Origin of the sequence: Pseudoalteromonas aquimarina, from assembly GCF_049257255.1 — a bacterium.
In the GTDB taxonomy this organism is placed as follows: domain Bacteria; phylum Pseudomonadota; class Gammaproteobacteria; order Enterobacterales; family Alteromonadaceae; genus Pseudoalteromonas.
The window spans coordinates 34,785-60,420 of record NZ_JBMMUG010000008.1 but is presented as its reverse complement, the minus strand read 5'-3'; the positions used below and the strand labels follow the sequence as shown (position 1 = coordinate 60,420).

Genomic DNA, 25,636 nt, shown 5'->3' with positions numbered 1-25,636 from the left:
CTTTAAACGCCCAGTGCGGAGCACGCAGAGTCATTGCTTTGCGTAGCAAAACCCTGCAATGACGCGCGATTAAAGTGCTAATAGTTGAATTGTGAAACAATGAAACTATCAGCCGACAGGCTGTTGTTCCCTCAAAATAAACTAATATTCATATGTAGTTTTTGTTTTAAGAAACTTTGAATAGAAATGTTCAAGTTAAGATAAATTAAATAAATGAAAATACCTCAAGAGTTACTCAAGGTACCCCCTAACTCTGCACTAAAAAGTGAAGCGAACTGTTACACCGTGATGACCACCTTCTTGCACTTTTACAAGCACTTTTGCACCATCAGGAATGATAACATCAGCTGTCATTTTGTTATTGCCCACAGGTGTTAGCGCTGCATCTGATTTTTTACCCTCTGCAAGTACCGTAATACCACCTATTACTTTTTCTGTTGGGTAAGGCTTGCCGTGATCACGAAGATACAAGCTTGCACCTGACTCTTCACGAACAAGTTCAAAAACCATTTCGTGTTCAACTTTCACTACGCCACCGTGAAGTGGTTTTGTATCACCATGTGCTGATGCGTTTGGTGCAAAGAACAGTGCGCTAAACGCTACGAATACTAATGTAATAAATGTGTTTTTCATGTTTTATTTCTCTTTATGTTGATATTAAAAAATAGTATCCCTTCACATATGCGCAAAGGGAAACAGGTTATTAAATAAGTTCTTTTGAGTTACTACTCAGCCATTTTTCAGTCGGCTTTTTACCAAATTTCCAGTACAGCAAAGGGGTTAACAAGGTATCTAACAAGGTCGAGCTCATAAGGCCTGAAAAGATAACGATCGCAACTGGGTGTAAAATCTCCTTACCAGGCTGATCAGCCGCCCACAACAAAGGTATTAACGCGAACGCTGTTACCATTGAGGTCATCAGTACGGGTGATAAGCGCTCTTTTGCACCGCGAATAATTAACGCTTTATCGAATAATTCGCCCTCAAAGCGAATTAAGTTTAGATAGTGGCTAATTTTTAAAATGCCGTTACGTGCAGCAATGCCCGTTAAGGTAATAAACCCAACCACAGATGCAACAGACAGCGAAATATGGGTTAACCACATCGCAATCACAGCACCAATCAAGGCCATAGGTAAACTACACATAATAATGGTTGCAAACACCATGGATTGATAGCGCAGGTAAAGTACTAAGAAGATCAGTGCAAATGACAACACTGACAGCACAATTAGCAAACGCATGGCTTGCTCTTGCGCTAAAAATTGCCCTTCTAGACTAATAAAACTGTCATCGGGTAACTCATGCGCGGCCACGATTTCGCGAATATCTGCAAGCAGCGTTTTTACATCGACATTTTCACTGTTGGCATATAACACTAATCGGCGGCGCCCATTTTCACGAAGCACCTGATTCGGGCCATCAAGCAATTGAATATCGGCAATATAGGAAACTGGAATTGCACCCGCTGGCGAATCAATTAAGGTCTTTGCAATGGCAGCAGGCGTTCGGTTTTGATCTTCTAAGCGAAGTACCAACTCAAAGCGTTTTACCCCATCAATCACATCCGTCACGCTGGTGCCTTCAGTAAGCATGTTTAATTGACGCAGCGCAGAGCCTGGTGTTAAGCCATATTTAGCTAAGTCTTCATACTTTAAACGCACACTTAACTGTGGAATAAGCACTTGTTTTTCAATGTTGATATCGACAAGGCCTGGAACGCTTTCAAGCTTTTTACGCAGACTTTCAGCACTGATGCGTAAGCCCTCTAAATCATCACCAAACAACTTAATCGCAAGCTGCGCACGCACACCAGATAATAAGTGGTCGAGTCTATGCGAAATTGGCTGACCGATAGCAACTTGCCCTGGCAAAACAGACAATTTGTCACGAATTTCAGCAAGCACTTCATCGCGACTTCGTTCTGATGGTATTAAGTCGACATCCACTTCTGACGAGTGAACGCCTTCAGCATGTTCATCTAATTCAGCGCGCCCTGTGCGCCTTCCCACTTGCGTAACTTCTGGCACTGACAGCAATAATGACTCTGCTAAATGCCCCATTTTATTAGACTCTTCAAGCGATGTACCTGGCTCAAAAATAATACCAAGCACCAGCGAGCCTTCATTAAATGCAGGTAAAAATGCACGAGGAAATTGCGTTATACTTGCCGCCGAAAGCAGTGCTACAACACCTGTTACCGCAATCAGCTGTTTTGACTTAGGCAACGCCCAATCAATCCAAAGGCTTTGTAAGTGCTTTAATTTTACTACCAACCAGCTATCGCCTTGGTGGATCACTTTGGCATTCGGCAGTAAGTAGTAACACAGCACAGGTGTCACCGTCATCGACACCAATAATGAACCTAAGATCGCAACAATATAGGCAAGCCCTAACGGCGAAAACAATCGACCTTCAATGCCTGGTAGCGCAAACAGTGGTAAAAATACCAAGATAACAATCGCGGTTGCGTAAACAATGCCTGAGCGCACTTCTACACTGGCTTGCCACACCACATCAAAAACAGATTTTGGTGATTGCGATTGCGCGTTCTGTTTTAAGCGCCTTAAAATATTTTCAACGTCTACCACCGAGTCATCCACTAATTCACCAATGGCAATTGCAAGACCGCCTAAGGTCATAACGTTAATGCTTTGACCAAGCCATTGAAAAATCAATACCGTCACTGCCAAAGAAAGCGGAATGGCAAACAGTGAAATAAGTGTTGTTTTTGCTGAAAGTAAAAACAAAAACAGAACAATGGTCACCATAATGGCACCGTCTCGCAGCGCCTCGGTCACATTATCAATGGATGATTTAATAAAATCTGCTTGGCGGAACAATACTTGTGGCTGCGCAATGCCTTTTGGTAAACCGGCATTGAGCTCAGTTAAGGCTGATTCAATTTGCGTAGTTAATTGCACCGTGTCGGCATTGGGTTGTTTCTGCACATTAATCACTACAGCAGGCTTGCCATTAAAGCCGCCATCGCCGCGTTTTTCAGCTGCGGCATAACTCACAGAGGCAACCTGCGAGAGCAGTACAGGACGACCATCATGCCAACCAACCGCTAAGTTTTTAAGGTGTTCCACATCGAGCGTGCGGCCTTGGTGGCGAATTAAATACTCTTGATTATTTAAATCAACAAAGCCACCGCCAAAATTAGCAGCAAAATCATTTAGCGATGTTTGCAGTGACGCTAAATCCACATTTAGTTGGCGCATGCGCATTGTATCGGGTGCAACACGTAGTTGACGCACTTCACCACCAATTGGGATCACTTGCGACACACCAGGAATGGCTAATAAGCGTGGGCGCAATACAAAATCGGCGTATTCACGGGCGGCCATTGCATCAGTATCACCTTCAGCATCAATTGGCAGCGCAATCAACATCACCTCACCCATAATCGACGACACAGGTCCCATTACAGACGAAATGCCAGTCGGTAGCTGCTCTGATGCTAAATCTAATCGCTCAGAGACCAACTGACGATTGCGATAAATATCGGTGTCCCATTCAAACTCAATGTAAACAATGGATAAACCAATGCCAGAAGTTGAGCGAATACGGGTAACACCAGTCACTCCATTGAGTAAATTTTCAAGAGGAAATGTCACCAGTTGCTCAACTTCTTCAGGTGCCATACCACCTGCTTCAGTTAACACAGTAACAACCGGTTTATTTAGGTTTGGAAATACATCCACGGGCAGCTTTTGCCCTTGCAACACACCGTAAGCCATCATGACAAAGGCAAGCAAGAGCACAACCAAGCGGTTTTTTAAGCTGCTTTTTACTAATAAATTAAACATTTATATTGCCTATCTCACTTGGTTTAAAAGTGATGCACCTGTCACCACAACGCGATTATCTGCACCTAATCCTTTAGTGACTAGCACAAGCCCTGGCTCAATATGTTGATAGCGAATTAGTTGAGGTAAAAAACGCTCGGCCGAGAGTTTTATCCACACTTGTGGCAAATTATTTTGACTCAATACAACTGCATCCGCAGGGATCACAATGCCTTGTTGCTTTTCATTAATAGGTGCTTGTAAGCTAATGTTTTGATTTATAAATAGGTTATTCTCAAGGTTGTCTTGTGCCAGCTCAAAATTAACATGCGCTAAACCATTCACAAGGTCAGGAGAAAAACCTAAATAGTTAAGTGTAATTGCTGGCTGCTCAATCACTTTTGCTGAAGTTAATTGCTTAGTAAGCTCTAAATCACTGGTGCTTGCTTCAATGACAAATTGGTTTGGTGCAATTATCTCAAACAAAGCTTCACCTGCTTCAACCCATTGCCCGCGTGAAACCGTGTGGTTAATGAGCACACCCGAGATAGGTGCAATTAACACCTCTGGTTTCTCAAGACCTTTTTGCAGCGCTTGAGCCTGTTGTTTTAAGCTTAAAAGCTCAGTTTCTAGCTGCTCTAACGCTTGTTTTGAGGCTAAATCTCCCAGCTTCTTTAAACGCGCAACATCGCGATTGGTTTGCTCAATGCGATTGCGGATCGCAATTAATTCACTGGTTTGACTGGCAAGTTCATAGGCGGTGTCTTGATAACGAATTAAGCCAAGCACATCGCCTGCGTTCACTTTTGCACCCGTTGGGTAAATACCAGTTTCAGGCGCATCTAATCGACCGTCACTACTTGATTGAATTTTTGCATAACCATCTGGATGTGGTTTTACAATGGCATCTAAACGAACATGTTTTTTTACTTCTGACTCAGTAACAAACTGAGTACGGATATTGAGTAAAGCTTGGTGCTTCATCGGCATAATGACCGAACCGTCCGCTTGTTTACCAAGCGCACCTTCAACTTTGTTAGACTTTTGATCTAAGTGTTCACCGTTAGGGCCATGTGCACCAGGTGAGGCAAATAAACTAAGCGAACATAAACTAAGTGATAACAATACCGCGTTTTTAAGCCTCATTATTTACGCTCCTTAGACAAACGACCGACAAACAAACCAATCAAAAATACCCCAATACACAGCAAAACAATCAGCCAAGGGAAGTCATGGTGATGATCATCATGTTCGGCATTTTCATGTGTATCAGTTGATTCAATTACTTGGTGGTTTTCTAAATTTGCCACTAATAAATCACCATTTTCTTCGGTCAAAATGGTCATGACGATTTCATGTAACCCCGCTTGCTTTAGCTGAGTAAGCAGGGTTTGTTCGGTCACAATGTAGGCTTGTAACTGAGCTGAAAATTCAGCACTTGCGGCCATTTCACCAAGCTCTAAATCAATTGATGCATCAGCAATTGGGGTATTGGTTTTGAAATCATGGAGGTAAATAACCAGTTGGTTTTCAAGTAGCTCGCCAGCCAATTCGAAGGTTTCGGTGAAACTTTCAAACTTCGGATTGGTCGAAGCCGCGGCTTTAGTTCGAGTATCTAAATGCTCACCATTTGGGCCATGGGCACCAGGAGACGCTACCGCTTTGGTGATAAAAACAAACGATAAAAGCAATAAAGCTAAGATAAAACGTGCACTAAACTGCTTTTGATGCAGTGCATAAAATGTAATAGACATAGTTAATCCAAAAAAACAAAAACACTAGCCAAGCGACAACAGTCACTGACTACTAAACGTTAATTTGAATTAAGCCCTAGGCGGAGGTGTGGTGTGTTTTATAAAGGGTGGCGACCAATCGGCATCAATTGATCCTATTGACCCCATCGGTTTAACCTCAGCTTTTGAGTAGGGAAAGGCTTCTAATGTACCAGCTGCACAGCAATGTAAATCTTGATTAATGTGCTTTACAGCGTCTTTAGAAAATGAAATTTCAAACTCACTTTCATCGTCATGATCGTGACTATGTGGTTGTCCAATTTCATGTAATAAATGGTGTGCATCACCAGGCGAATGGTGCTCCCCTCCATGCGCAATACTTCCGAATACCTGAGTACTCAGAATGCAAAGCATCATTAAAAGAAGGGTTAATTTACGCATTAGGTGAATTTAGTGTAAAAATTTTGACCGATATTATCACTGAAACAAACTTGGCTCAATGACTAAATGAACATCATTATTATTTACTAATCAAGTCTCAAACAAATAGAAATCCGATAATTTACTTTGCTAAGCAACTTAATCATTATTTTTTAATCCTTTCTTAAACAAATACTATTTAGCTACCGAAACACAGGCGACGAACAACTGGTGCGCGCATAACTTATAAGCCAGCGCTGTTCGATATATGGATTGTTTGCCAGGGGTGTTGAGATCCGAAGAGTGCACTCAGATTTTAATTTGATTAAGAGATAAAGCGATGAATACAAGTTAATAGTTTCAAAAAGCGGGTATATTGACGAATGTACCCGTTTCTATTTTGTATTTTCTTTAATTTATTGCGATGAACATCGCTATTTTGCATGCGTTAAATCTAAGTAATTACTCCATTAATAAAATGAGTAATTAAATATGAAAAATCCTATAAACAATTTTAATCGCTACCTCTCTGTCGATATGTTTTATCGCCCTGGTGCAAACAACCTTGTTACTGGCTTAAATCGCCGAAAGCTTACCTCTATAATTGCCGTTAGGTTCGGTATTATCTCGCCAACACTCGTTAGCAGGTTATATCAAACCAGTAGGCATCATGCACTTGAGCATTTAAATAAACTCGTAAAAGAAGGTTTATTACTGCTTGTTAAAACCCACCGCTCGAACGATGGCCGTATTTATGTGCCAACCTATTCTGCTGCGAAATATGCCGAGCAATTAACGGGCATTCAAACTTATTTTCGCTCTAAAGCTAACCCGCAACTTTCCTTTAATCACAACACCGTAATGCATGATTTAATTAATGCGTTTGTGTTACTTCGAGGTATTCACAACTGGCAAACAGATGAAAGCTACTCCCCTTTTTGGCAAGGATTTATGACTGAAAAAGAGTTTAAACGCATTACCAATAAAGACGTGCGTAACATTGATGGGCTGGTGCAAGAGTCTGATGGTGCGTTCGTTGCCATCGAAGTTGAACACTCATTTAAAAACAAAACTACCCGCCGCCAAATCCTGCTTAAATACTTAAGCGCGATAAAAGCGGGTTATTACAGCAAGGTGTTCTTAGTATCGCATTCGCTCGACATATTAAATGATGCAAAACGGCTCAATAACCAAATAATTGATGAATTAACCTCTGCCAGTCAAAACAAGTATAAAAAAGAGTATTTGAGTGACGAAGATGCTGCACTATTAGAAGAAAGCATCATCTACCGTACCAAGTTTTGTAATGAGATAAATGAGTTGTTTTATCAATAAACCACATCGATATCATTACTAAAAATCACCAAATAAAAAAGCCCACTTTTGTGGGCTAGTATTTTAAATTAGTCTGGCTTGTTTGTTAGTTTTACTAATGAACCCGTCATATAAATCAGTATTGAAAGCTCAATAAGCTCCCAGTTACTTAGCGGAAAGTTACTATGCAAAGTGATTACATCGAATACACTTAATATCCCAAGTAAACAACCGAATACTCCCAGAAAGCGTGTAATGCGATAGAGTTCATCCAATAAATAGTTTTGTAATTTACTCATCAGGATTTAACCTCATATCGAGTACATACAGCGCTAATGCCAGCGTATACAAACAAAGCGATACCAACACAGCATCTTTTAAATAAATGACCCGCAAGTCATTATTTAAATCGCCTAACGCACCAACGATTATGACAAGGTCGCCTGCAACTTTGAATGCTTTTGCAAATACCCCAGCTAATTCTGTTAGTTTCTGTTTAATTAAACCTTTCATGCAATCTCCTATTGTTATGTCTTGCATTAACAACTAGGGTTGCCAAGGGGTAAAAATAAGAAAACAGGCTCAAATGAGCCTGTTTTCAGGTGTCCTAATCATTGAACTCTGTCAATATCCATCGTTATTACAAACTCATTTTAGAGTTTACAAAAACAGGCCAAAAGCTACTTCAGCCTCCTTCTGAGTAAGTTTCGCTGTAGCTAGCGAGGTGACATTTTTTAAGGTTGATGAACGAGATATTTTGCTCTTCACTCTACATAGAACCTTCCACAGAGAATTTTAAAGAGCGTCGCATCTAAAACTTTTTAAGTATAAGTTTCCATGTCTTTCCTCCTATACTTCAAAGGTACCTCTTAAAGTTAGTCGATCTATTCGTTTTAACTATTTGTTCAGAGCGTAATGCAGTTTATTTTCTTATCCCATTAATAAAAGTTGATATTTAACTGCTTGACTAGTAACAACTAATTATAAGTGTTATAAATCTTATGCTAAGGTTTTTAAGCTAATTTGACAGTCAGAGCATATGAAGTTTTTCTCTGGTTGCCTATTAGTTATCAAGGATGAAATATTCGGGATTTATATGAGTAGTAAAACAAATACATTTGAGTTATTTCGGTATCAGATTTTACCAATAGATCGATATCTTCAAGGTGATTTTTTTAATGGAGTTCAAAACATTGAAGATTTGATTACCCAAAAAAATAACCTTTTTGAAGAAGCGCTCTTGGGACAAGGCGACTTTTCTAACAAAAGGCATAAAACAATTGTTAAGTTATTACTCCGAAAAGATGATTTTTTCCTATATCGTATAGCGCATAACAAAACTCTTCATCGTGAAACTAGAGACTTCAAAGATGAAACGATTGATAGTTGGCCATCTATTTTAGTCGCAATTTGGAACCATCCAGAAAAACAATATATTGCTGTTCAAAAAAGAACAACGGCATTTGCTAAATGTGAAACTGTAACTAAGTTGATTCTAGAAAAATTAGAACCTCAACTAACGCACTTCCACTTAAGAGCGATTTATGAACCTTTGTTTGAAAAACAGCAGTTTTGGACTCTCTTGAACCAATATCGTGGTAAAGTAAAGTCTGTGGATTTCGAAATTATCACACCAAACATGGCCAACATATCTGGAACTCTTCCAGATGATCTTAAGCAATTCGCAAAATGCACTAACTCAACAAGAAACCACTTGAAAATTCAATCCGAACCTGACGCTGCTTTGCACTTAGAAGAAGATAACCCTGCATTAAGGGGGTTGGTTGACTATAGTAGTGAAGGAGGGGGTAATATCTCAATCAAGATTGACGGAATAAAGAAACACCACCAAACTTCAAGAACTGTTAAAGAAATTACTCTGGGAGACATAGAGCTTTCAGGAAGCGCTGAGAACATAGCAGCAGTACTTAAAGAGTTACTAAAATGATCGCTCATGTTGTAAAAACCACATTAATTGCTTTGGGAATAGGGTTTCTTATGGAGCTCTCTAATTCTTGGCTTGGTTCTGAGTTTTTACACAAATTTCTTACACAAAACCTGGTTACTATTCTAATTGCTCTTCTCGCAATTAATGCAACAACTATGGGTATAGTTCTAACAAAAGTTAGAGAAATGGTTGATTCTAAAGGAGGCGCTAATTGCTTCAAAAGCACCAGAGATCAAATGCTGTTATCAGTGAAAGAACAAATAGCTTTAATCGTAGTTTCTGTTGTTGTATTTAGTATTAAAGGTTCAAAGCACATTAAAGATATAGAAAATGCAGAATTATTACTTAATGTATTAACTATAGGTGTGTTTACCTACTCTCTTCTTGTTTTGTATGACACAGCTAAAAGTGTCCTTATCATTATTGATTTTGAAGGTTAATAAGTTATTTAAAACATATATTTTTAACCTGAGTTGACTATATAATATTGCTAGAACGTTATTATCTCCTTTTAGAAGAGATAGATGAAAAGCAACACTGTATTTGTTCGTACTAGTTTTTAGTCAAACGAGTTGTCCTGACTTTTGAACTTAGAGTGATTGTGAAACATGCCTAGATTTGAAAAATAACTTTCAGAGCTTGAACCGAATGTAAAATAAGCGAGCCTAATAGCTCGCTTAGGTTAAGTGCTTTCAATTTGTTCACACCACTGTGGTATTGCTGCTTCGAAATACACTCTTGGTGACAATAAAAAAGCACTTTCAAAATCATTCTTAAATAGTTCACAAAATTCAATAATTTCATCAACATAAATAAGCATCACTGTCAGCATATCTTCACCTTCAAGATACCTATCTTCAAACTGTGTTGAGTGCGCATCAAATATCGATTTAGATATTGAAATACCTAATACTTTACCAACGTCATCACGATGAAGGTAAATGTACTTTGAAAAGCCTAATTCGACTTCATTTTCAGCAGTGCCTGTTACATCAGCTAAAAGCAAAATTGTACTTTTATCTAGCGTAGCCCATTTAGATTTAGAAACGCGCTTATATTTACGAATAAATTGGTTTTGGCTCATTGTTTTTCCTAGTTAGTTTTGTCTTCAAAACTAACTAGGAATTTAAAAGGGGAATTATTGGTTTTCATCAAAGTCAAAAGCATATTGGAGACCATAAAACTCATTATCACGATCTACACATAAGTCACTTTCTTGTTTTAAGCCACCAAGGATTATCAAGCTTTCTTCAAAAACTCTTTTAGCTGCTTCGTAATCGTAATCGCTACTTCCCCAATAATGCACTTCAATGCTCTTTTTCCAAATTTCATCAAAAGTTTCATCAATTTGTTCTAAGTTATAATCAGGTACGGCACCATCGGAAAGATATATCGCTCGACTCAAATCATCGAATAAATTTATAAGTTGCTGGGAGGTTATTATTTTTTGCATAAAAATCCTAGTTAGTTATTTTTAACTAACTAGGCACAAGAGGGGAGAATTATAAAATCGAGCTTAAAGGAAACTGAAAGCCTCATCAATGGAACTTCTAACCTGCTCAACATTCGTATGTGCGTATATCATAGTATGCTTGAGTGATGTATGACAAAGCGCTTTTGAGACCACACTAATATCAGCTCCTGACTGGATCTGCCAAGTTGCAAAAGTACGCCTTAAGTCATGAGGGCGAGGCCTTATATTAGGGTTTTCATGATAAAGCCCTGCACGTTTAATTGCTGATTTCCAAATAGGATCTCCACCGGTAATATACCCATATTTAGATCTATCAGATGCAAACACATAAGGAGAATGCAGATTTAATTGCTTTCTTCGATTTAACAGATTTAGAACGTAACTATGCAGTGGTATCTGGTACGTCTTACTAGTTTTAGTATTTGTTGCCGGAATAAGCCATTGGCAGCTTGAAAAATCAATCTCGTGCCACTTCATCATTTTCACATTAGATAACCTAGCTCCTGTGAACAAAGCAACTCTATAAATGTCTGCTACATCCTGATTTGACTCACAATCTAAAGCTTCAAGAAGCTTTTTGGCCTCTTCTTTAGTAAGGTAACGATTACGTTGCACTTCCGTCATTTTTTTTATACCGAGAAAAGGATTAAACCCAATGTTTAACTCATCTTCGAACTCGATAACATAGCTAAATGCTGATTTGATTGCTGTTAAGCACCTGTTATGAACAGAATATCCAAGATTCTCAAGTTCAAAAAATAGCTTTCTCGCTTCTTTTCTGGTTATTTCTTCAATAGGAGTGTTGCCAACTCTTGGTTTCAAATGAGTTCTATATGATATTTCTAAAGCATGCGTTCTACCAGCTACCGTTTTTCTAGCAGAAAGTTCGTTCTCTTTATATAGCTTAAAAATATCATTGATTGTTAATCCTGTCTGGTTTTTGAGTTTTCGGTCTGTCTGAAGGTTTATAAAGTTTATTGCCCGACTCCTTGCATCATCGACAGTAATTTTCTCTGCACTTCCTAGTTTTTGATTGAGCGATTGGGAGTTCACTTTTACACGAACATAGAACGTTTTAGTTCCAGAGGGAGTTACGGTCAATTTAAGATTACCTAGCTGTGAATCTGAAAATGTCTTAACTTTATTTTGTGGCTTTAAATTTTTTACGCGATAATCGGTAAACTTAAATTTGGTTTGATATTTCATTTTTTTACACCTTATTTTACGTCCATAAAAAGTGTAAAAAAGGCTAAAAAAAGCTTTAATATCAGAGGAAAAACTGTCCCACAAGCCTTAAAACAGTGCTACTTAGACCTCAGGTGGGGCCACCATTTTTACTGCCTTAAAAATCAAAATATCACGCAATAAATTAATTTAAAACAAACTTATATCTTTGAGTTTAGTGCATAAAATTTAATCTCCAGTATACTTTTAGCAAATGTTCTTAGCTGAAAAAACAAGTATGCGCTTAAAGTTACCTTTATTGATAATTCCGTTATATTTTTCAACAACTGCTATTAATGTAGCCTTTGCTGATATTCAATCTAAGCATACTAAACTCAATTTCTCCCAACGTGCATTAACTACTGATGCTAATCCTGCTAATACCGCGTTAGTCGTTAAGAAAGATGATGCGCATGTGATGACTGGCGGCATGATAAATGGCACAGCTTCACTTGAGTATGGTGATTTAGACGATTTATTTGACGCTTACAATAAACTCTCTGGCGACTTTGAAGCTTCTGAACCGCCCCCTGACTCACCAACAAACCCAATTGAAAAGCCAAACCTAATAGACTGGGATAAAGTCTTTGAACAATATCCCGATTTAGAAGCGCGCATAGGCATTATAAAAGACGAGGTTGTGTCACTTGCCAGCTTACTTGCACTTATAGCAACTGAAGGTTATGGCAAAGCTGAATTAGGTTTGGAAGCCCCCTTTTTAGTGAGTACCAATGTTTATGGCGGAAGTATTTTATTTGGTGCTAGCTATACAGGTTACTCAAAAGCACAGGGGATTTTAGAACAAATCCAATTTGATGCAGAACAAGCAAAAAATGAGCTTATGCGCATACCTGATTTCGATGAAACAGACGGTATTCAAGAGTTAGATTTAAGTGCTGGGTTAAAAATGTTATATAACCCACAAAATAAAGGCATAAAACTCATCGTTACAAATGATAGCCTGCTGCTTGTTAAATCAGCACGCATTAGCAAAATCAACCTTTCTTACTCCCGCGCGCAATTTGAAAATGATTATGGCACTCTATATTGGGGTATTAAACCAACATTTTACAATATAGGCATGACAAACGTCGGGGTACGCATTGGTGATCTTGAAGATGCAGAGGCGATTTTTGATGATATTAAAAACGGAGATTACCGTTATCAAAATGGCTTTGATGTAGACTTTGGTGTTTCATTTGCCAGTAATAACTACCTTATTGCTGGGCATTTAAAAAATGCTTTTGAAAGTGATTACAGTTTTCCTAAAATTGATCGACGTCGCTTTAATTCCCCTTACGTGCTAAACGAACTCGATAAAAACGAACACTTCACGTTAGAACGTCAACTCACCTTACAAACGGCTCTTTTCAGCGAAGATCATAAATGGAGCTTTAGCATGGAAGTAGACGCTAATCCTATCCACGATCCCATGCTTGATGAATTTCAATGGCTAAACTTTACTGCAGGCTATGCTGCTGATACTTGGTGGTTGCCAAGTGCTCGTGTTGGTTTTAGTCGCAACTTGGCTGGCTCGGAATTAACCTATTTAAACGCAGGTTTAACGTTTATGAAATTTATCAACCTCGACATTGCTTCAACACTTGATACTGTTGAAATTGATGAGCAAGACTACATGCGCGGTTTAAGTATTTCGCTGGGTGTACAGTTCGACTATTAGGTGAAGTTTTACAGATAATTGTTTTGTAAACTTATTTTCGTTTACATTAGTTCATAATTTAACTTATTCACAGCTAGACTTAGCACAAAAATTAAGCAATTATTATTTACACTTAGTTAACATCTAAGTGATTTTTTGGGTAGCAGTTCACATTTATAATTGTAATTACAATAGGGACCAAGAATGATCAGCTTAATTTTATACTTTGCAATGCAACTTCAAATAAGCGATATAGCCAATGATAGTAACCAAGCAGTCAGTGATGTAACTGAAGTTGGCTCATTAGGAAAGCCACCTGTTAGAGTACCTCCTAAAGAAGTGAAAACTGATAAATAGTCTTTCCGAAGTTGAAAATAAAAAGGCGCTTGAAGCGCCTTCTTTATTAGATTGCCGAATCTGCTGGGTAGTTTCGACCGTAGAATATTTCATGCATTTCACGAGTAAGCTTATTACGGATTTCCGTTTGCTCTTCTACTGATAAATCATCTGTTGTAATGCCAAATAAGTAAGCATTTAAATCAGTTTCTTTCAGTAGCATCTTCGTGTGGAATAAGTTTTCCTGATACATATTTACGTCAATCATTTGATACGCATCTTGAGTATCTTCAGACATAAAGTTTTGAATCGAGTTAATATCATGATCGATGTAATGTTTCTTACCATCAACATCACGCGTAAAGCCACGTACACGATAATCGATTGTTACGATATCTGATTCAAGCGAGTGAATTAAGAAGTTCAACGCCTTTAACGGTGAGATTACACCACATGTTGAAACCTCAATATCAGCACGGAACGTACAAATACCATCATGAGGATGTTCTTCTGGGTATGTGTGAACACAGATATGACTTTTATCCAAATGCGCTACAACTGAATCTGGCAGTGGACCTGGCTCTTCTTGTTGCTCAGTTGCATCAGCAACAGGCTCTTCAGAGATAAGAATGGTTACACTTGCACCTTGAGGGTCATAGTCTTGGCGCGCAACATTCAGAATATTTGCACCGATAATATCAACTACTTCGCCTAAAATATCAGTTAAGCGCTCAGCACTATACTGTTCGTCAATATATTCAATATATTCTTTACGTTGTTGTGGTGTTTTTGCATAACACACGTCATAAATACTAAAGCTAAGGCTTTTTGTTAAGTTATTAAAACCGTGTAACTTTAATTTTTTAAATGGCTTTGGCACTATAAACCACCCTCAATTGTATAAAATAATCGCGATTTCGCATTTGAAGATGGCGGATTTTATATGAAAAACCACCAGCACAAAAGCACTATTTTCGCTATTCTGAAATGATCTCGTAGCTATGTGTAATATCTACCGTTTTATCTAGCATTAGCGCCACTGAACAATATTTTTCAGCAGACAAGCTAATCGCTCTTGCAAGGTGTTTTTCAGAAACATCTTTACCGATAACCACAAAGTGTAGATTAATTTTAGTAAAAACTCGCGGTGTTGTTTCAGCACGCTCAGCAGAAAGTTTCACTTCAAGATTAGAAAAGGTCTGCTTTGATTTTTGTAAAATGCTAACGACATCAACAGAAGAACAACAACCCGCTGACATTAACACCATTTCCATAGGGCTTGGTGCAGCACTATCACTACCAGTATCAAAGACTACATTGTGGCCAGAATTAGAAAGGCCCACAAAGGTATCACCATCAACCCACTTCACATTTGCTTGCATTATTTACACTCTTGTTTGTTTATCTAACAACGATTGTATGCAAGCAAAAAAAGATAGCAATAAAAAGAGGCTAACTAACAGTTTGACTCGAAGTTATGAAACAGCAGAATCGAATAGATTTTTTACTAAGCCAGCAAATTCATCAATAAATGCATGCTGCTCTATGGTTACTGGTTGATTAACAACGCCAGATAGCACTTCCTGCAAATCATACACAATGCCATCAACTTCTCGCATAATCACACTTCGGTCATCAACACTTAAGTCTTCGTGCTGCATGCAAAAGTTAATAATCTGCTCAGCAATATCATCTTCGATAAGCGCCATGACTGTTGGTGCTCCAGGACGAACTTCACCCGACTTTTCGAACAAGGATAAATGTTCTGTTAAATACATAATGAGCTCATCATAACCATGCTTATCAATTACCATGTGATTTCCTACTACACTTTATTCGCTTGCTTCTATTTTAAGCAGATTAACTTCGTGAATACCAGCCTATACTTTTTCATTAGTTGCAGCCATGGCTAGCTAACTTAACTATAGACATAAAAAAAGCAGCTTGCGCTGCTTTTTATAATTAAACCAAGTACTAAATTTTAATACCTGGGCTTAATGTTGCAGGCATTTCAACTTTTTCAAGCTCAACTGATGCAACTGGGTAAGCACAGTAGTCCGCAGCGTAGTAAGCACTTGCTCTGTGGTTACCTGAAGCGCCAATACCACCAAATGGTGCAGCACTTGATGCACCTGTAATTGGGCGGTTCCAGTTTACAATACCCGCACGGATACGACGTAAGAAGTGGTCATAATCCGCAGCATTATCACTTAAAAGGCCTGCAGAAAGACCGTAGTCTGTGTCATTACCTTTCTCAATGGCAGCATCAAAGTCAGTGTAACGGAACACTTTAAGTAATGGACCAAAGTGCTCTTCATCTGGGAAGTCAGCAATATTAGTACATTCAATGATTGCTGGAGTAACAAAACCAGTACCCGCAGTGTGCGTCATCTCAATCAGTGATTCACCACCGAGTGATTGTAACTGAGCTTGTGCATCCATCATCGATTTTGCAGCAGCTTCTGAGATCATTGAACCCATAAATGGCTGGTCTTCATCATCATAAAAACCAACTTTAATTGCTTTTGTTGCTTCGATTAGTTTGGCAAGAATAACATCACCTTGCTCACCTGCAGGTAAGAATAACTTACGTGCACACGTACAACGCTGACCGCTCGATACGAACGCAGATTGAATAATATCGTGTACAACTGCATTTGTATCAGCAGCATCTTTTACGATAAGTGGGTTATTACCACCCATTTCTAGCGCTAGGATCTTACCAGGCTGACCACCATACTGCTGGTGAATTAAGTGACCAGTACGCGATGAACCAGTAAAGAATAGACCATCAATACCACGGTGAGACGCAAGTGCCTTGCCAGTTTCAACTTCACCTTGTACTAGGTTAATAACACCTTTAGGTAAACCTGCTTTTTCCCACAGTTTTAGGGTTAATTCCGCAACCATAGGCGTTAATTCTGACGGTTTGAAAATCACTGTGTTACCAGCAAGTAGTGCAGGTACAATGTGACCGTTAGGTAAGTGACCAGGGAAGTTATAAGGGCCAAATACAGCTACAACACCATGCGCTTTGTGACGGATCACAGCACGACCTTGAGGCATTGGGTTTTCAACTGTACCTGTACGCTCTAAATACGCTTTTTCAGAAATACCGATTTTACCAATCATTGCGCCAACTTCTGTTGCCGTTTCCCAAAGTGGCTTACCCGTTTCACGAGCGATAGCTTCAGCTAACTCGTCTTTATTTTCTGCAAGCTGCTCAGCAAACTTTTTAACAATCTGTAAGCGTTGTTCAAATGATAAATCTGTCCAGCTGTAGAATGCTTCTCGAGCTGCTTTAATTGCAGCATCAACTTGCTCTGCAGTGGCAGCAGTTGCTGACCAAATTACTTCCCCTTTTGCAGGGTTTAACGAGCTAAATTCAGCTCCTTCACCAGCTAACCACTGGCCATTTATAAACTGAGCGGCGTGAGTCATCTCAATTTCTCCTAACTATTTAAAGTGGTGCGATAGTGATCACATCACCTTCAGAAACATGTAGCGCATTTGCAAGTTCAGACGACAAAGTTACTGTGTCGCTGTTTGCATCCAAGGTCATTGTCGATAGTAATGCTCTAAAGTCAACCAACTTATGATTTGAAAGCATATAACTTTGGCTTGCATCGGCTTTCATTTCACCAATAACCACAGTGCGGTTTTGGCAATCACGGATTGTTTTGATATTACTAATATCAGCTTCAACCGTTGGGCCAGCATCAAAAATATCGACATAACCATTGAAGGTAAAACCTTCGTTTTTAAGCAACTCAATTGCTGGGCGTGTTTTTTCATGCACTTGACCAATTACTGCTTGCGCATCTTTGCTTAAAAGATTCACATAAATTGGATACTTAGGCATTAACTCTGCAATAAATACTTTTTGACCAATACCTGTCAGGTAATCAGCAGTTGGGAAATCCATTGAGAAGAAGTGCTCTTCTAACCACTGCCAAAATGGGCTTTCGCCATTTTCATCAGACACACCGCGCATTTCAGCTAACACTTTGTCAGCAAAACGTTCAGCATGCGCATTCATAAACATAAAGCGCATTTTGGATAACAACTTACCATTTCCACCTTTGCGGTAATGATCTTGTAAATACAAGGTACATAACTCGGTAGCACCCGTATAATCATTACATAAAGTGAGAATATCCACGGCTTTGTAAACATTCAGTTCACGAGAAGAGTGGATCACTTTACTTAAGTGATAATGGTAAAATGCGTCATCTAAGCCCACAGCCGCTTCAATTGCCGAAGTACCCACAACTTCACCAGTTGCCAAGTCTTCCATTACAAATAAGTAACCTTCATCTTCAGGATGAGTCACTGCTTTGCTAAAACTATGCTCTGAGCGTGCTATTTTGGATTTAAGAAGATCTTCATTTTGCGGCAAAGAAGTGAAGCCATGACCTGAATCTTCAGCAATCTTCATTAAAGCTGGATAATCCGAGCTTTTAATCGGACGAACGATAATCATTGGTAGCCCCTTTAGTAAAATTAAGAAAAGCAGCCAAATGCTGCTTTTCTACCTTTGCTCTTAGCCATTAACAACTTGTGCTACAGCTTTTGCAAAACGAGCCATACCTTCGCGGATATCAGCTTCAGGAATTACTAATGAAGGCGTGAAACGAATAACGTCAGCACCTGCAACAAGTGTCATTACACCGTGTTCAACACCCGCCGTCATAAAGTCTTTTGCACGGCCTTTGTATTCTTCAGTAAGTGCAAGGCCAAGTAATAAGCCTTTACCACGTACTTCTGCAAACACATTAAATTCAGCATTAATTTCAGCAAGAAGCTCTTTGAATAACGCTTCTTTTGCAGTTACACCTTCAAGTACTTCTGGTGTATTAACAGTATCGAATGCTGCTTCTGCAACTGCACACGCTAGTGGGTTACCACCATAAGTAGAACCGTGAGTACCTACTTTAAGGTGCTTAGCAATTTCAGTTGTTGTAAGCATTGCACCGATAGGGAAACCACCGCCTAATGCTTTTGCTGTCGATAGAATATCAGGTGTAACACCTAAACCTTGATAAGCATATAGGTCACCAGTACGGCCAACACCCGTTTGAACTTCATCAAAAATAAGTAACGCATTATGTTTATCACATAGCTCGCGCACGCCTTGAATAAATTCTGCAGTAGGGCTTACTACACCACCTTCGCCTTGTAACGGCTCAAGCATAACAGCACATGTGTTATCAGAAATAAGTGCTTCAAGTGACGCTAAGTCGTTGTAGTCTGCGTGTGCAATATCGCCTGGTTTCGGACCAAAACCATCAGAGTAAGCAGCTTGACCACCAACCGTTACCGTAAAGAAAGTACGACCGTGGAAGCCTTTATTAAATGAAATAATTTGCGATTTTTGCTCGCCAAAATTATCAAGCGCCCAACGACGTGCAAGTTTTAATGCTGCTTCGTTTGCTTCAGCACCTGAGTTTGCAAAGTAAACTTTATCTGCAAACGTTGCTTTGGTTAACTTTTCTGCTAAGCGAAGCGCTGGCTCATTTGCCCATACGTTTGATAAGTGCCAAAGCTTCTCACCTTGCTCTTTCAGTGCAGAAACAAGCGCAGGATGACAGTGACCTAAGCAGTTAACCGCAATGCCTCCAGCAAAGTCGACATACTCGTTATCTTGTTGATCCCATACTCGTGAACCTTCGCCTTTTACTGGAATAACCGCTGAAGGTGAATAGTTAGGTACCATTACTTGGTCAAATAATGCTCTTGAAACTGTCATTTTTACTCCTCATCAATTTTTCGGTGCACATGGCTTAATTACACTTTTGTGACACCTAAGCCCGCTAGATCGGGCAAAATTCGGACTATCATTATTCCAGAAAAATACCCAACTGTCTCCATTAAAAATAGCGTCAACACCTTTAAATACAAGGCTTTCGGATAATTTTTCATGTTATATGAATAACTATTTTGTTCTATGACGCAGTGTTCTATCACACCCTACTATGTAGCCTAGTAATTAGTTTATTTAGTGAAATTTATTCACCTTGCATGATTAGGCGTAAAAAAATTGTGAAAAAAGTGCGTTTTGTTAACGCTCAATGCGCAATTGCAGGTTTTGCAAACTGGTACTGGCCAATTGTTTTAACTCATTGGCAGTGAATTTATGGTGGGTAAAGAGCGCTTTTGCTTCGTCTGGTTCGATTAGGGTATGTTTTTGCAAAAACTTATAGTGGCTATATGCTCGACCTTTAAGTACCGTTTGAGCTAGTGGTGAACACACTTCAAACGGTGTATTTTCCGCAATCTCTCGCATTGCTGATGCTATAGGAATATATTTAAGGGCCATATGCTCAATTAAAGCACACGATACATGTGGGCCTTTTTCGACTAAGAGGTTACGTAAAAACAGCGCATCGGGTTTTAATTCAGCAAGAGCAGAGTGACGTTGCTTTTCGCCATTTTCTCGTGCTTCGCGAGCGTTTTTTTCCCAAAAGCTATCAAATAGGCGTAAATACAACCTAATGAGTGCCATATTCCCAATACCATGGAACATACCCAACACAAATGGCTGGTAAGGATCTTGGTTATTTAATTCTGCTAATTTGCGAGATGCAATACCTGCAGCCATGCCTGTTTCCCAAAGTTTGCGCTTTAGCATTTCAAACGGTGCGGTACTGTGTGGTGTCCAATGTTTTAATGAGAATGTTGGAACAATGAGTTTTAAGTTATCTAAACCGATATAGCGTAGGGCTAATGATACATTATCGACCCGCACAGCTTTGGCCGGATCTTTCTCGTTGCGGTATTGAGGCAGATTAATTAACTTTAAGATATCCTCACCTAACCAATGCAAGTCAGTGATCAAGGGATCAATGCGCCCTACCGAAGCCGACTTAACAGCCAAGATATCCAAAGTGGCAGGAATGTTATCTTGGATTTGAATAATTTCTTTATAAATGTAATCAATATCGCTTAGTAGCGTGTCAATTTCATTTTCAATTTGTTGGTGTAAATCGGCGTTAACATCAATTATAAATTGCTCATTCTTAGAATCTATTTGCTCGCGAGCCTTTGCCGCAATTTGCTCAACCTTAAGCAACTTTCGAACCGGTAATGGTTCGCCGTAATCAATATCAAGTGTATGAATATAGCCAATTTGTTGCTGAGCAAATTTTTGCCCCAACAGTAAGTCGTGAAATCTGCCAAGCAGCATTTCTGCCTGCCATTTTTGCTTTGTAGCTGTATTCATGAAACCGCTATTTACCGATATTTAGTTATAAAGTTATTAAGTAATGCCAGTCCTGATTGGGTCAAAATCGCTTCGGGATGAAATTGCACACCTTCAAGCGCCATGCTTTCATGTTGGATGCCCATGATTTCATCTTGCAGACCTTCCGCTGTTTGACTCCAAGCCGTAACTTTGAGCTCTTTAGGTATACTCGCCTTTTCAACAACCAGAGAATGATAGCGGCACACTTCTAATGGATTGGGTAAATTGCTAAATACCCCTTGATTAGTATGGATTATTTTTGACGTTTTACCATGCATTACATGTTTAGCACGGACCACATTAGCACCAAGGGCTTGCGCAATTGTTTGGTGACCAAGACAAATGCCCAAAATAGGCAACTTACCTTTTAATTGGTTTACCACATCAAGTGAAATACCTGCTTCGTTTGGCGTGCAAGGGCCTGGCGAAAGCACCACATATTGAGGTTTTAAATTTGCTATTTCAGATACAGAGATTTCGTCATTACGCACAACCTTAACATCAACATCAAGGCGTTGAAAATATTGCACAAGGTTGTAAGTAAACGAATCATAGTTATCGATCATTAACAGCATGAAATATACCTATTTATAGAAAAGCCAGGCGACGCCTGGCTCTTATTTTACGTAAAAACGCTCTATTAAGGACGAGGGATCATACCAAGCGCGTTGTAAACCGATTTAAGCGTTGCTTCGGCACGTTCGCCTGCTTTTTCAGCGCCTGATTTCATAATGCTATTAAGTAGTGATTGATCTTCACGAATTTCTTTAAAGCGTGCTTGAATAGGTTCAATCATGTTAACTACAGCTTCAGCAGTATCTTTCTTCAGGTGGCCGTACATTTTATCTTCGTATGTAGGTACTAATTCATCAATTGTTTTGCCAGTAGCTACAGATAACAGTGTTAATAAGTTAGAAACACCCGCTTTTTCTTGCGTATCAAAGTAAATACGTGCTTGCTCGTCTGAATCGGTAACCGCTTTTTTAAGCTTTTTCTCAATCTTTTTAGGCTCATCTAGCAACATGATGTATCCATTAGGATTGTCATCCGACTTAGACATTTTTTTAGTCGGATCTTGCAGACTCATTACACGCGCACCGAACTCAGGAATATACGGCTCAGGAATTTTAAATACGTCGCCGTATAAGTTATTAAAACGCGTTGCGATATCGCGGGTTAATTCTAAGTGTTGCTTTTGGTCTTCACCTACAGGCACTTGATCTGCTTGATAAAGTAAAATATCTGCTGCTTGTAATACTGGGTAGCTGAATAAACCAACATTAATGTTGTTGGCATTTTTTGCAGACTTATCTTTAAACTGAGTCATGCGGTTAAGCTCACCCATTTGTGCATAACAGTTTAAAACCCAACCCAGTTGTGCATGTTCAGGCACTTGTGATTGCACAAATAACGCTGACTTTTCAGGGTCAATGCCACACGCAGCGTAAAGCGCAATACCATCAAGCACGCGTTGTTTTAAAACTTCAGGCTCTTGGCGAACGGTTAATGCGTGTAAATCAACAAGCATAAAGTAACAATCATGATCTTCTTGTAACTTAAGCCACTGGTTAATGGCACCGATATAATTACCAATTGTCATACCGCCGGTGGGCTGAATGCCACTTAACACTACAGGCTTTGTCATGATTTTCCTTTACTAATTTAATTTACAAATAAGGCCGACAATTTTAAATGCTTCGACAATGGAAGCAAGTATTTGTCGACCTGAATTTCATATTTTTAAGATTTAACGTGCGCCAATTGCTCACGCATTTTATCAATCACTTGTTTATAATCTGGTTGATTGAATATCGCAGAACCTGCAACAAACATATCCGCACCCGCATCTGCAATTTCAGCAATGTTGTCAACATTTACCCCACCATCGATTTCTAGGCGAATATCATAACCAGATTGGTCGATTAGTTTGCGCACAGATCTAAGTTTATCAAGCGTATTAGGGATAAACTTCTGGCCACCAAACCCTGGGTTGACTGACATTAATAAGATAACGTCTAGTTTGTCCATAACATACTCTAAACATGTAAGCGGTGTTGCTGGGTTTAACACCAGGCCAGCTTTACAGCCGTGCTCTTTAATCAGCGATAAAGTACGGTCAACATGTTCACTTGCTTCAGGGTGAAAGGTAATGATACTGGCACCCGCTTGTGCAAACATAGGAATAAGTGTATCAACAGGTTTCACCATTAAATGCACATCAATTGGTGCCTCAATACCATAATCACGCAGCGCTTTGCAGACCATTGGGCCAATTGTTAAATTAGGTACATAGTGGTTATCCATTACATCAAAATGCACTACATCAGCACCGGCTTTTAAAACATTTTCAACTTCTTCACCTAAACGAGCAAAGTCAGCCGAGAGAATAGAAGGTGCAATTAAATACTGCGACATAACACTTCCTTAAATTTTTTTGTTAACACATTGAACGGGAATAGAGATTTGCTCGATTATAAGCGCCTTATACTCTAACCTATTTTTTTTCAAAAAACACCTTTACAAATAGTTAACATTTATAACATAATTTGAGATGGAGTTAGTCTATTTTGCGTTAAATTACCGTTGTGTTGTTCCTAAAACTTGGTTAAGCTTTAGTCAGGTTACTAATAGGAAGGGGCATATTTATGTTCAGCAAAGGAATTAAACATACTGTGATGGCAACGGCATTTACGGTGTTTTCTGCGGCTTCTTATTCTTGGATCACAAATACCGACACAGCTTCAACAAGCTGTAATTGCCCTTCTCAATTACAAGCTAACAATTCTCAGTATTTGCCTATGGGCAGTTGCCAAGCAAGGGCAGCAAACCAAAGCTGGTTTTCTTGGTTAACAGGTAAAAGTCGCAGTTCTCAGTTTCATTATTTAGATCTACTTGAGCTACTTGAGTCAGGCAAAAAAGATTCAAAAGCGAATTACGCAGCCCACATTAGATAAAGGAATTTATGATGCAGTATTTACAAAGTATTTTTGCTGCATTATTTGGGGTTCAAAGCAGTAAAAAACATCAAGACGACTTCCAAAACTTATCTCCTAAATACCTCATTATTTTGGCATCATTCTTAACTCTAGCGTTAATTGTGGCGATTGTAGTCGTAGTAAACCTTGTAATCAGTTAAATTTCAAAATCGGCGTTGGCCGACTTATAAAGAGCCATTAACTCACCAACTTTGTTGCGTTTATTCCCTTTAGGGCTAATAGTGCGCTTTACTTGGATCACGTCAAGGTTTGCTTGGGCATAGATCTTACGTGTCCACAAAGTATCGTGATTTGAAATAAGTACTGAATTACCTTGATTAAACGCTTGGCTTTCAGCAAGATTTGCCAAGTTAGCCTGATCATCAAGATCAAAGCCACCTTTGGCATAGCTGGTGAAGGAAGCCGTTTTACTCAAAGGCACATAAGGTGGATCACAGTAAACAACTGCATTTTCAGGAATAGCTTGAAATACTTCTTCGTAATTTAAACAAGTAAATGTCGCTTTTTGTGCTTTTTCAGCAAAAAAATACAACTCATGCTCAGGAAAGTAAGGACGTTTATATTTCCCAAACGGAACGTTAAATATACCTTTTTTATTATATCGGCATAACCCATTGTAACCATGGCGGTTCATATATAAGAACAAAATAGCACGTTCATAAGCATCGGATGATTCGTTAAATTGCTTACGATATTCGTAGTAAACATCGGCATCATTATTTACTTCAACAAATAACTTTCGCGCATCTGCTATGAACTCATCAGGATTATCTTTTAACTCGTTATAAAGATTAATGAGATCGGCATTTATATCGTTCAAGATATAGTGTTTAAACTGGGTATTTAAGAAAACAGAACCAGCACCAACAAAAGGTTCGACTAAGGTATCTGCTGTTGGTAAGCGTTTTGAAAGCTCTTCAACTAAGCTGTATTTACCGCCTGCCCATTTTAGAAATGCGCGTGTTTTTTTGTTCATGCTAGCTGGTTATTTTTCTTAATAAATTACGTTAAGGCGAGCTATTCTACACTAGCTACAGTGACTAAACTATGGCTTTAGTTATTTGCTTGAATTTGTTGCTGGATTTTATCCAATGATTTAGCAAACGCACCTTGCTTTAACAATCGTTCGGGTAATTGAGCTCTCGCTTGCTGCGCCTCTGCTAATGTTGCAAATAAACCATAGGTAAGACCAAGCAATACATTGTCTTGTTTAGTTATTTCATAAATTTGCGTTGATGTTAAATTGTTTTGCATCACGGTATTTGTGATCACTTGCCTATCACGTACCACCATTAGTTGAATGGTGTAATAGTTTTTTGCTTGAGCTAAAAACCAATCATTACCTGAAAGCACTTTGACGGGTTGTTCTGGCTGCTGTTCTGGCTGCTGTTCTGGCTGCTGTTCTGGCTGCTGTTCTGGCTGCTGTTCTGGCTGCTGTTCTGGCTGCTGTTCTGGCTGCTGTTCTGGCTGCTGTTCTGGCTGCTGTTCTGGCTGCTGT

29 protein-coding genes are annotated in these 25,636 nt (G+C 39.1%); 7 read left to right on the top strand and 22 right to left on the bottom strand.

The window, feature by feature from the left end:
- Positions 1-258 precede the first annotated feature (258 nt).
- From AAEU29_RS18355 to AAEU29_RS18335, 5 genes are all read right to left on the bottom strand, one after another.
- A complete protein-coding gene (locus AAEU29_RS18355; RefSeq protein WP_421974670.1) occupies positions 259-633 on the bottom strand; it encodes a hypothetical protein in 375 nt (124 codons plus the stop codon).
- A gap of 70 nt (positions 634-703) precedes the next feature.
- Positions 704-3,811, bottom strand: a complete 3,108-nt coding sequence (locus AAEU29_RS18350; RefSeq protein WP_421974669.1) for an efflux RND transporter permease subunit — start codon at positions 3,809-3,811, stop codon at positions 704-706.
- Positions 3,812-3,820: 9 nt separating this feature from the next.
- Positions 3,821-4,936: an efflux RND transporter periplasmic adaptor subunit gene (locus AAEU29_RS18345; RefSeq protein ID WP_421974668.1), complete on the bottom strand. Its 1,116-nt coding sequence runs from the start codon at positions 4,934-4,936 to the stop codon at positions 3,821-3,823.
- The gene (locus AAEU29_RS18340; protein WP_421974667.1) at positions 4,936-5,544 is read right to left on the bottom strand and encodes a hypothetical protein; all 609 of its coding nucleotides are present in this window, start codon (positions 5,542-5,544) and stop codon (positions 4,936-4,938) included. The genes AAEU29_RS18345 and AAEU29_RS18340 overlap by 1 nt, the downstream gene beginning before the upstream one ends.
- A 69-nt stretch (positions 5,545-5,613) precedes the next feature.
- Positions 5,614-5,940 carry a hypothetical protein gene (locus AAEU29_RS18335; RefSeq protein ID WP_421974666.1) on the bottom strand — a complete coding sequence of 109 codons (327 nt, stop codon included), beginning with the start codon at positions 5,938-5,940 and terminating at the stop codon, positions 5,614-5,616.
- A gap of 495 nt (positions 5,941-6,435) precedes the next feature.
- On the opposite strand from AAEU29_RS18335, the gene AAEU29_RS18330 reads away from it, so the two are divergent.
- A complete protein-coding gene (locus AAEU29_RS18330) occupies positions 6,436-7,278 on the top strand; it encodes a hypothetical protein (RefSeq protein ID WP_421974665.1) in 843 nt (280 codons plus the stop codon).
- 68 nt (positions 7,279-7,346) lie between these two features.
- On the opposite strand, the gene AAEU29_RS18325 is transcribed toward AAEU29_RS18330, so the two are convergent.
- Together AAEU29_RS18325 and AAEU29_RS18320 are read right to left on the bottom strand one after the other, a co-directional pair.
- Positions 7,347-7,556 (bottom strand): hypothetical protein, encoded by a 210-nt coding sequence (locus AAEU29_RS18325; RefSeq protein ID WP_421974664.1) that lies wholly within the window; start codon positions 7,554-7,556, stop codon positions 7,347-7,349.
- A complete protein-coding gene (locus tag AAEU29_RS18320; RefSeq protein ID WP_421974663.1) occupies positions 7,549-7,770 on the bottom strand; it encodes a hypothetical protein in 222 nt (73 codons plus the stop codon). The genes AAEU29_RS18325 and AAEU29_RS18320 overlap by 8 nt, the downstream gene beginning before the upstream one ends.
- A gap of 583 nt (positions 7,771-8,353) precedes the next feature.
- Between AAEU29_RS18320 and AAEU29_RS18315 the strand changes: the two genes are divergently transcribed.
- Together AAEU29_RS18315 and AAEU29_RS18310 are read left to right on the top strand one after the other, a co-directional pair.
- Positions 8,354-9,205 (top strand): hypothetical protein, encoded by an 852-nt coding sequence (locus tag AAEU29_RS18315; protein WP_421974662.1) that lies wholly within the window; start codon positions 8,354-8,356, stop codon positions 9,203-9,205.
- The gene (locus AAEU29_RS18310; protein WP_421974661.1) at positions 9,202-9,645 is read left to right on the top strand and encodes a hypothetical protein; all 444 of its coding nucleotides are present in this window, start codon (positions 9,202-9,204) and stop codon (positions 9,643-9,645) included. Before AAEU29_RS18315 ends, AAEU29_RS18310 begins: the two co-directional genes overlap by 4 nt.
- A gap of 242 nt (positions 9,646-9,887) precedes the next feature.
- On the opposite strand, the gene AAEU29_RS18305 is transcribed toward AAEU29_RS18310, so the two are convergent.
- The 3 genes from AAEU29_RS18305 to AAEU29_RS18295 form a co-directional block, all read right to left on the bottom strand.
- The gene (locus AAEU29_RS18305; protein ID WP_421974660.1) at positions 9,888-10,289 is read right to left on the bottom strand and encodes a hypothetical protein; all 402 of its coding nucleotides are present in this window, start codon (positions 10,287-10,289) and stop codon (positions 9,888-9,890) included.
- Positions 10,290-10,343: 54 nt separating this feature from the next.
- On the bottom strand, positions 10,344-10,658 hold the full coding sequence (locus tag AAEU29_RS18300; protein ID WP_421974659.1) for a hypothetical protein: 315 nt from the start codon (positions 10,656-10,658) through the stop codon (positions 10,344-10,346).
- A 63-nt stretch (positions 10,659-10,721) separates the two neighbouring features.
- Positions 10,722-11,885, bottom strand: coding sequence for a tyrosine-type recombinase/integrase (locus tag AAEU29_RS18295; protein WP_421974658.1), 1,164 nt, complete (start codon positions 11,883-11,885; stop codon positions 10,722-10,724).
- A gap of 256 nt (positions 11,886-12,141) precedes the next feature.
- Here AAEU29_RS18295 and traF point away from each other — a divergent pair, with 256 nt between their 5' ends.
- Together traF and AAEU29_RS18285 are read left to right on the top strand one after the other, a co-directional pair.
- Positions 12,142-13,584 (top strand): conjugal transfer protein TraF, encoded by a 1,443-nt coding sequence (gene traF, locus AAEU29_RS18290; protein ID WP_421974657.1) that lies wholly within the window; start codon positions 12,142-12,144, stop codon positions 13,582-13,584.
- Between the two features lie 183 nt (positions 13,585-13,767).
- Positions 13,768-13,920 (top strand): hypothetical protein, encoded by a 153-nt coding sequence (locus tag AAEU29_RS18285; RefSeq protein ID WP_421974656.1) that lies wholly within the window; start codon positions 13,768-13,770, stop codon positions 13,918-13,920.
- A 46-nt stretch (positions 13,921-13,966) separates the two neighbouring features.
- On the opposite strand, the gene speD is transcribed toward AAEU29_RS18285, so the two are convergent.
- The 10 genes from speD to rpe form a co-directional block, all read right to left on the bottom strand.
- On the bottom strand, positions 13,967-14,779 hold the full coding sequence (gene speD / locus AAEU29_RS18280; RefSeq protein WP_421974655.1) for an adenosylmethionine decarboxylase: 813 nt from the start codon (positions 14,777-14,779) through the stop codon (positions 13,967-13,969).
- A 97-nt stretch (positions 14,780-14,876) separates the two neighbouring features.
- On the bottom strand, positions 14,877-15,281 hold the full coding sequence (locus AAEU29_RS18275; protein ID WP_421974654.1) for an OsmC family protein: 405 nt from the start codon (positions 15,279-15,281) through the stop codon (positions 14,877-14,879).
- Between the two features lie 93 nt (positions 15,282-15,374).
- Positions 15,375-15,713: a DUF3802 family protein gene (locus AAEU29_RS18270; RefSeq protein WP_421974653.1), complete on the bottom strand. Its 339-nt coding sequence runs from the start codon at positions 15,711-15,713 to the stop codon at positions 15,375-15,377.
- A gap of 160 nt (positions 15,714-15,873) precedes the next feature.
- Positions 15,874-17,340, bottom strand: a complete 1,467-nt coding sequence (gene astD / locus AAEU29_RS18265) for a succinylglutamate-semialdehyde dehydrogenase (RefSeq protein ID WP_421974652.1) — start codon at positions 17,338-17,340, stop codon at positions 15,874-15,876.
- Between the two features lie 19 nt (positions 17,341-17,359).
- Positions 17,360-18,382, bottom strand: a complete 1,023-nt coding sequence (gene astA, locus AAEU29_RS18260) for an arginine N-succinyltransferase (RefSeq protein ID WP_421974651.1) — start codon at positions 18,380-18,382, stop codon at positions 17,360-17,362.
- Between the two features lie 60 nt (positions 18,383-18,442).
- A complete protein-coding gene (locus AAEU29_RS18255; protein WP_421974650.1) occupies positions 18,443-19,648 on the bottom strand; it encodes an aspartate aminotransferase family protein in 1,206 nt (401 codons plus the stop codon).
- Positions 19,649-19,960: 312 nt separating this feature from the next.
- Entirely contained in the window at positions 19,961-21,121 is a 1,161-nt protein-coding gene (locus AAEU29_RS18250) for an HDOD domain-containing protein (RefSeq protein WP_421974649.1), read from the bottom strand.
- Positions 21,122-21,132: 11 nt separating this feature from the next.
- Positions 21,133-21,717 (bottom strand): anthranilate synthase component II, encoded by a 585-nt coding sequence (locus AAEU29_RS18245; protein WP_421974648.1) that lies wholly within the window; start codon positions 21,715-21,717, stop codon positions 21,133-21,135.
- A 65-nt stretch (positions 21,718-21,782) separates the two neighbouring features.
- Positions 21,783-22,787: a tryptophan--tRNA ligase gene (gene trpS, locus AAEU29_RS18240; RefSeq protein WP_274762142.1), complete on the bottom strand. Its 1,005-nt coding sequence runs from the start codon at positions 22,785-22,787 to the stop codon at positions 21,783-21,785.
- A 95-nt stretch (positions 22,788-22,882) separates the two neighbouring features.
- Complete coding sequence (rpe, locus tag AAEU29_RS18235) at positions 22,883-23,557, bottom strand: ribulose-phosphate 3-epimerase (RefSeq protein WP_421974647.1); 675 nt, start codon at positions 23,555-23,557, stop codon at positions 22,883-22,885.
- 230 nt (positions 23,558-23,787) lie between these two features.
- Between rpe and AAEU29_RS18230 the strand changes: the two genes are divergently transcribed.
- Together AAEU29_RS18230 and AAEU29_RS18225 are read left to right on the top strand one after the other, a co-directional pair.
- Positions 23,788-24,096 carry a hypothetical protein gene (locus AAEU29_RS18230; protein ID WP_421974646.1) on the top strand — a complete coding sequence of 103 codons (309 nt, stop codon included), beginning with the start codon at positions 23,788-23,790 and terminating at the stop codon, positions 24,094-24,096.
- An 11-nt stretch (positions 24,097-24,107) separates the two neighbouring features.
- Positions 24,108-24,278: a DUF2970 domain-containing protein gene (locus AAEU29_RS18225; RefSeq protein WP_421974645.1), complete on the top strand. Its 171-nt coding sequence runs from the start codon at positions 24,108-24,110 to the stop codon at positions 24,276-24,278.
- On the opposite strand, the gene AAEU29_RS18220 is transcribed toward AAEU29_RS18225, so the two are convergent.
- Positions 24,275-25,114 (bottom strand): Dam family site-specific DNA-(adenine-N6)-methyltransferase, encoded by an 840-nt coding sequence (locus AAEU29_RS18220; protein ID WP_421974644.1) that lies wholly within the window; start codon positions 25,112-25,114, stop codon positions 24,275-24,277. The genes AAEU29_RS18225 and AAEU29_RS18220 overlap by 4 nt on opposite strands.
- 77 nt (positions 25,115-25,191) lie before the next feature.
- The coding region (locus AAEU29_RS18215; RefSeq protein WP_421974643.1) for an SPOR domain-containing protein at positions 25,192-25,636 on the bottom strand (445 nt) is incomplete at its 5' end.

What these genes read in the sequence shown, in the direction of transcription:
- AAEU29_RS18325 (WP_421974664.1), bottom strand. Translation starts at nt 7,556, where the DNA reads ATGAGTAAATTACAAAACTATTTATTGGATGAACTCTATCGCATTACA.
- AAEU29_RS18335 (WP_421974666.1), bottom strand. Translation starts at nt 5,940, where the DNA reads ATGATGCTTTGCATTCTGAGTACTCAGGTATTCGGAAGTATTGCGCAT.
- astA (WP_421974651.1), bottom strand. Translation starts at nt 18,382, where the DNA reads ATGATTATCGTTCGTCCGATTAAAAGCTCGGATTATCCAGCTTTAATG.
- AAEU29_RS18225 (WP_421974645.1), top strand. Translation starts at nt 24,108, where the DNA reads ATGCAGTATTTACAAAGTATTTTTGCTGCATTATTTGGGGTTCAAAGC.
- AAEU29_RS18285 (WP_421974656.1), top strand. Translation starts at nt 13,768, where the DNA reads ATGATCAGCTTAATTTTATACTTTGCAATGCAACTTCAAATAAGCGAT.
- AAEU29_RS18305 (WP_421974660.1), bottom strand. Translation starts at nt 10,289, where the DNA reads ATGAGCCAAAACCAATTTATTCGTAAATATAAGCGCGTTTCTAAATCT.
- AAEU29_RS18345 (WP_421974668.1), bottom strand. Translation starts at nt 4,936, where the DNA reads ATGAGGCTTAAAAACGCGGTATTGTTATCACTTAGTTTATGTTCGCTT.
- AAEU29_RS18220 (WP_421974644.1), bottom strand. Translation starts at nt 25,114, where the DNA reads ATGAACAAAAAAACACGCGCATTTCTAAAATGGGCAGGCGGTAAATAC.
- AAEU29_RS18245 (WP_421974648.1), bottom strand. Translation starts at nt 21,717, where the DNA reads ATGCTGTTAATGATCGATAACTATGATTCGTTTACTTACAACCTTGTG.
- AAEU29_RS18320 (WP_421974663.1), bottom strand. Translation starts at nt 7,770, where the DNA reads ATGAAAGGTTTAATTAAACAGAAACTAACAGAATTAGCTGGGGTATTT.
- AAEU29_RS18340 (WP_421974667.1), bottom strand. Translation starts at nt 5,544, where the DNA reads ATGTCTATTACATTTTATGCACTGCATCAAAAGCAGTTTAGTGCACGT.
- AAEU29_RS18350 (WP_421974669.1), bottom strand. Translation starts at nt 3,811, where the DNA reads ATGTTTAATTTATTAGTAAAAAGCAGCTTAAAAAACCGCTTGGTTGTG.
- AAEU29_RS18275 (WP_421974654.1), bottom strand. Translation starts at nt 15,281, where the DNA reads ATGCAAGCAAATGTGAAGTGGGTTGATGGTGATACCTTTGTGGGCCTT.
- trpS (WP_274762142.1), bottom strand. Translation starts at nt 22,787, where the DNA reads ATGACAAAGCCTGTAGTGTTAAGTGGCATTCAGCCCACCGGCGGTATG.
- AAEU29_RS18295 (WP_421974658.1), bottom strand. Translation starts at nt 11,885, where the DNA reads ATGAAATATCAAACCAAATTTAAGTTTACCGATTATCGCGTAAAAAAT.
- AAEU29_RS18255 (WP_421974650.1), bottom strand. Translation starts at nt 19,648, where the DNA reads ATGACAGTTTCAAGAGCATTATTTGACCAAGTAATGGTACCTAACTAT.
- AAEU29_RS18355 (WP_421974670.1), bottom strand. Translation starts at nt 633, where the DNA reads ATGAAAAACACATTTATTACATTAGTATTCGTAGCGTTTAGCGCACTG.
- AAEU29_RS18315 (WP_421974662.1), top strand. Translation starts at nt 8,354, where the DNA reads ATGAGTAGTAAAACAAATACATTTGAGTTATTTCGGTATCAGATTTTA.
- rpe (WP_421974647.1), bottom strand. Translation starts at nt 23,557, where the DNA reads ATGTCGCAGTATTTAATTGCACCTTCTATTCTCTCGGCTGACTTTGCT.
- AAEU29_RS18330 (WP_421974665.1), top strand. Translation starts at nt 6,436, where the DNA reads ATGAAAAATCCTATAAACAATTTTAATCGCTACCTCTCTGTCGATATG.
- AAEU29_RS18250 (WP_421974649.1), bottom strand. Translation starts at nt 21,121, where the DNA reads ATGAATACAGCTACAAAGCAAAAATGGCAGGCAGAAATGCTGCTTGGC.
- AAEU29_RS18230 (WP_421974646.1), top strand. Translation starts at nt 23,788, where the DNA reads ATGTTCAGCAAAGGAATTAAACATACTGTGATGGCAACGGCATTTACG.
- AAEU29_RS18310 (WP_421974661.1), top strand. Translation starts at nt 9,202, where the DNA reads ATGATCGCTCATGTTGTAAAAACCACATTAATTGCTTTGGGAATAGGG.
- traF (WP_421974657.1), top strand. Translation starts at nt 12,142, where the DNA reads ATGCGCTTAAAGTTACCTTTATTGATAATTCCGTTATATTTTTCAACA.
- AAEU29_RS18300 (WP_421974659.1), bottom strand. Translation starts at nt 10,658, where the DNA reads ATGCAAAAAATAATAACCTCCCAGCAACTTATAAATTTATTCGATGAT.
- astD (WP_421974652.1), bottom strand. Translation starts at nt 17,340, where the DNA reads ATGACTCACGCCGCTCAGTTTATAAATGGCCAGTGGTTAGCTGGTGAA.
- AAEU29_RS18270 (WP_421974653.1), bottom strand. Translation starts at nt 15,713, where the DNA reads ATGGTAATTGATAAGCATGGTTATGATGAGCTCATTATGTATTTAACA.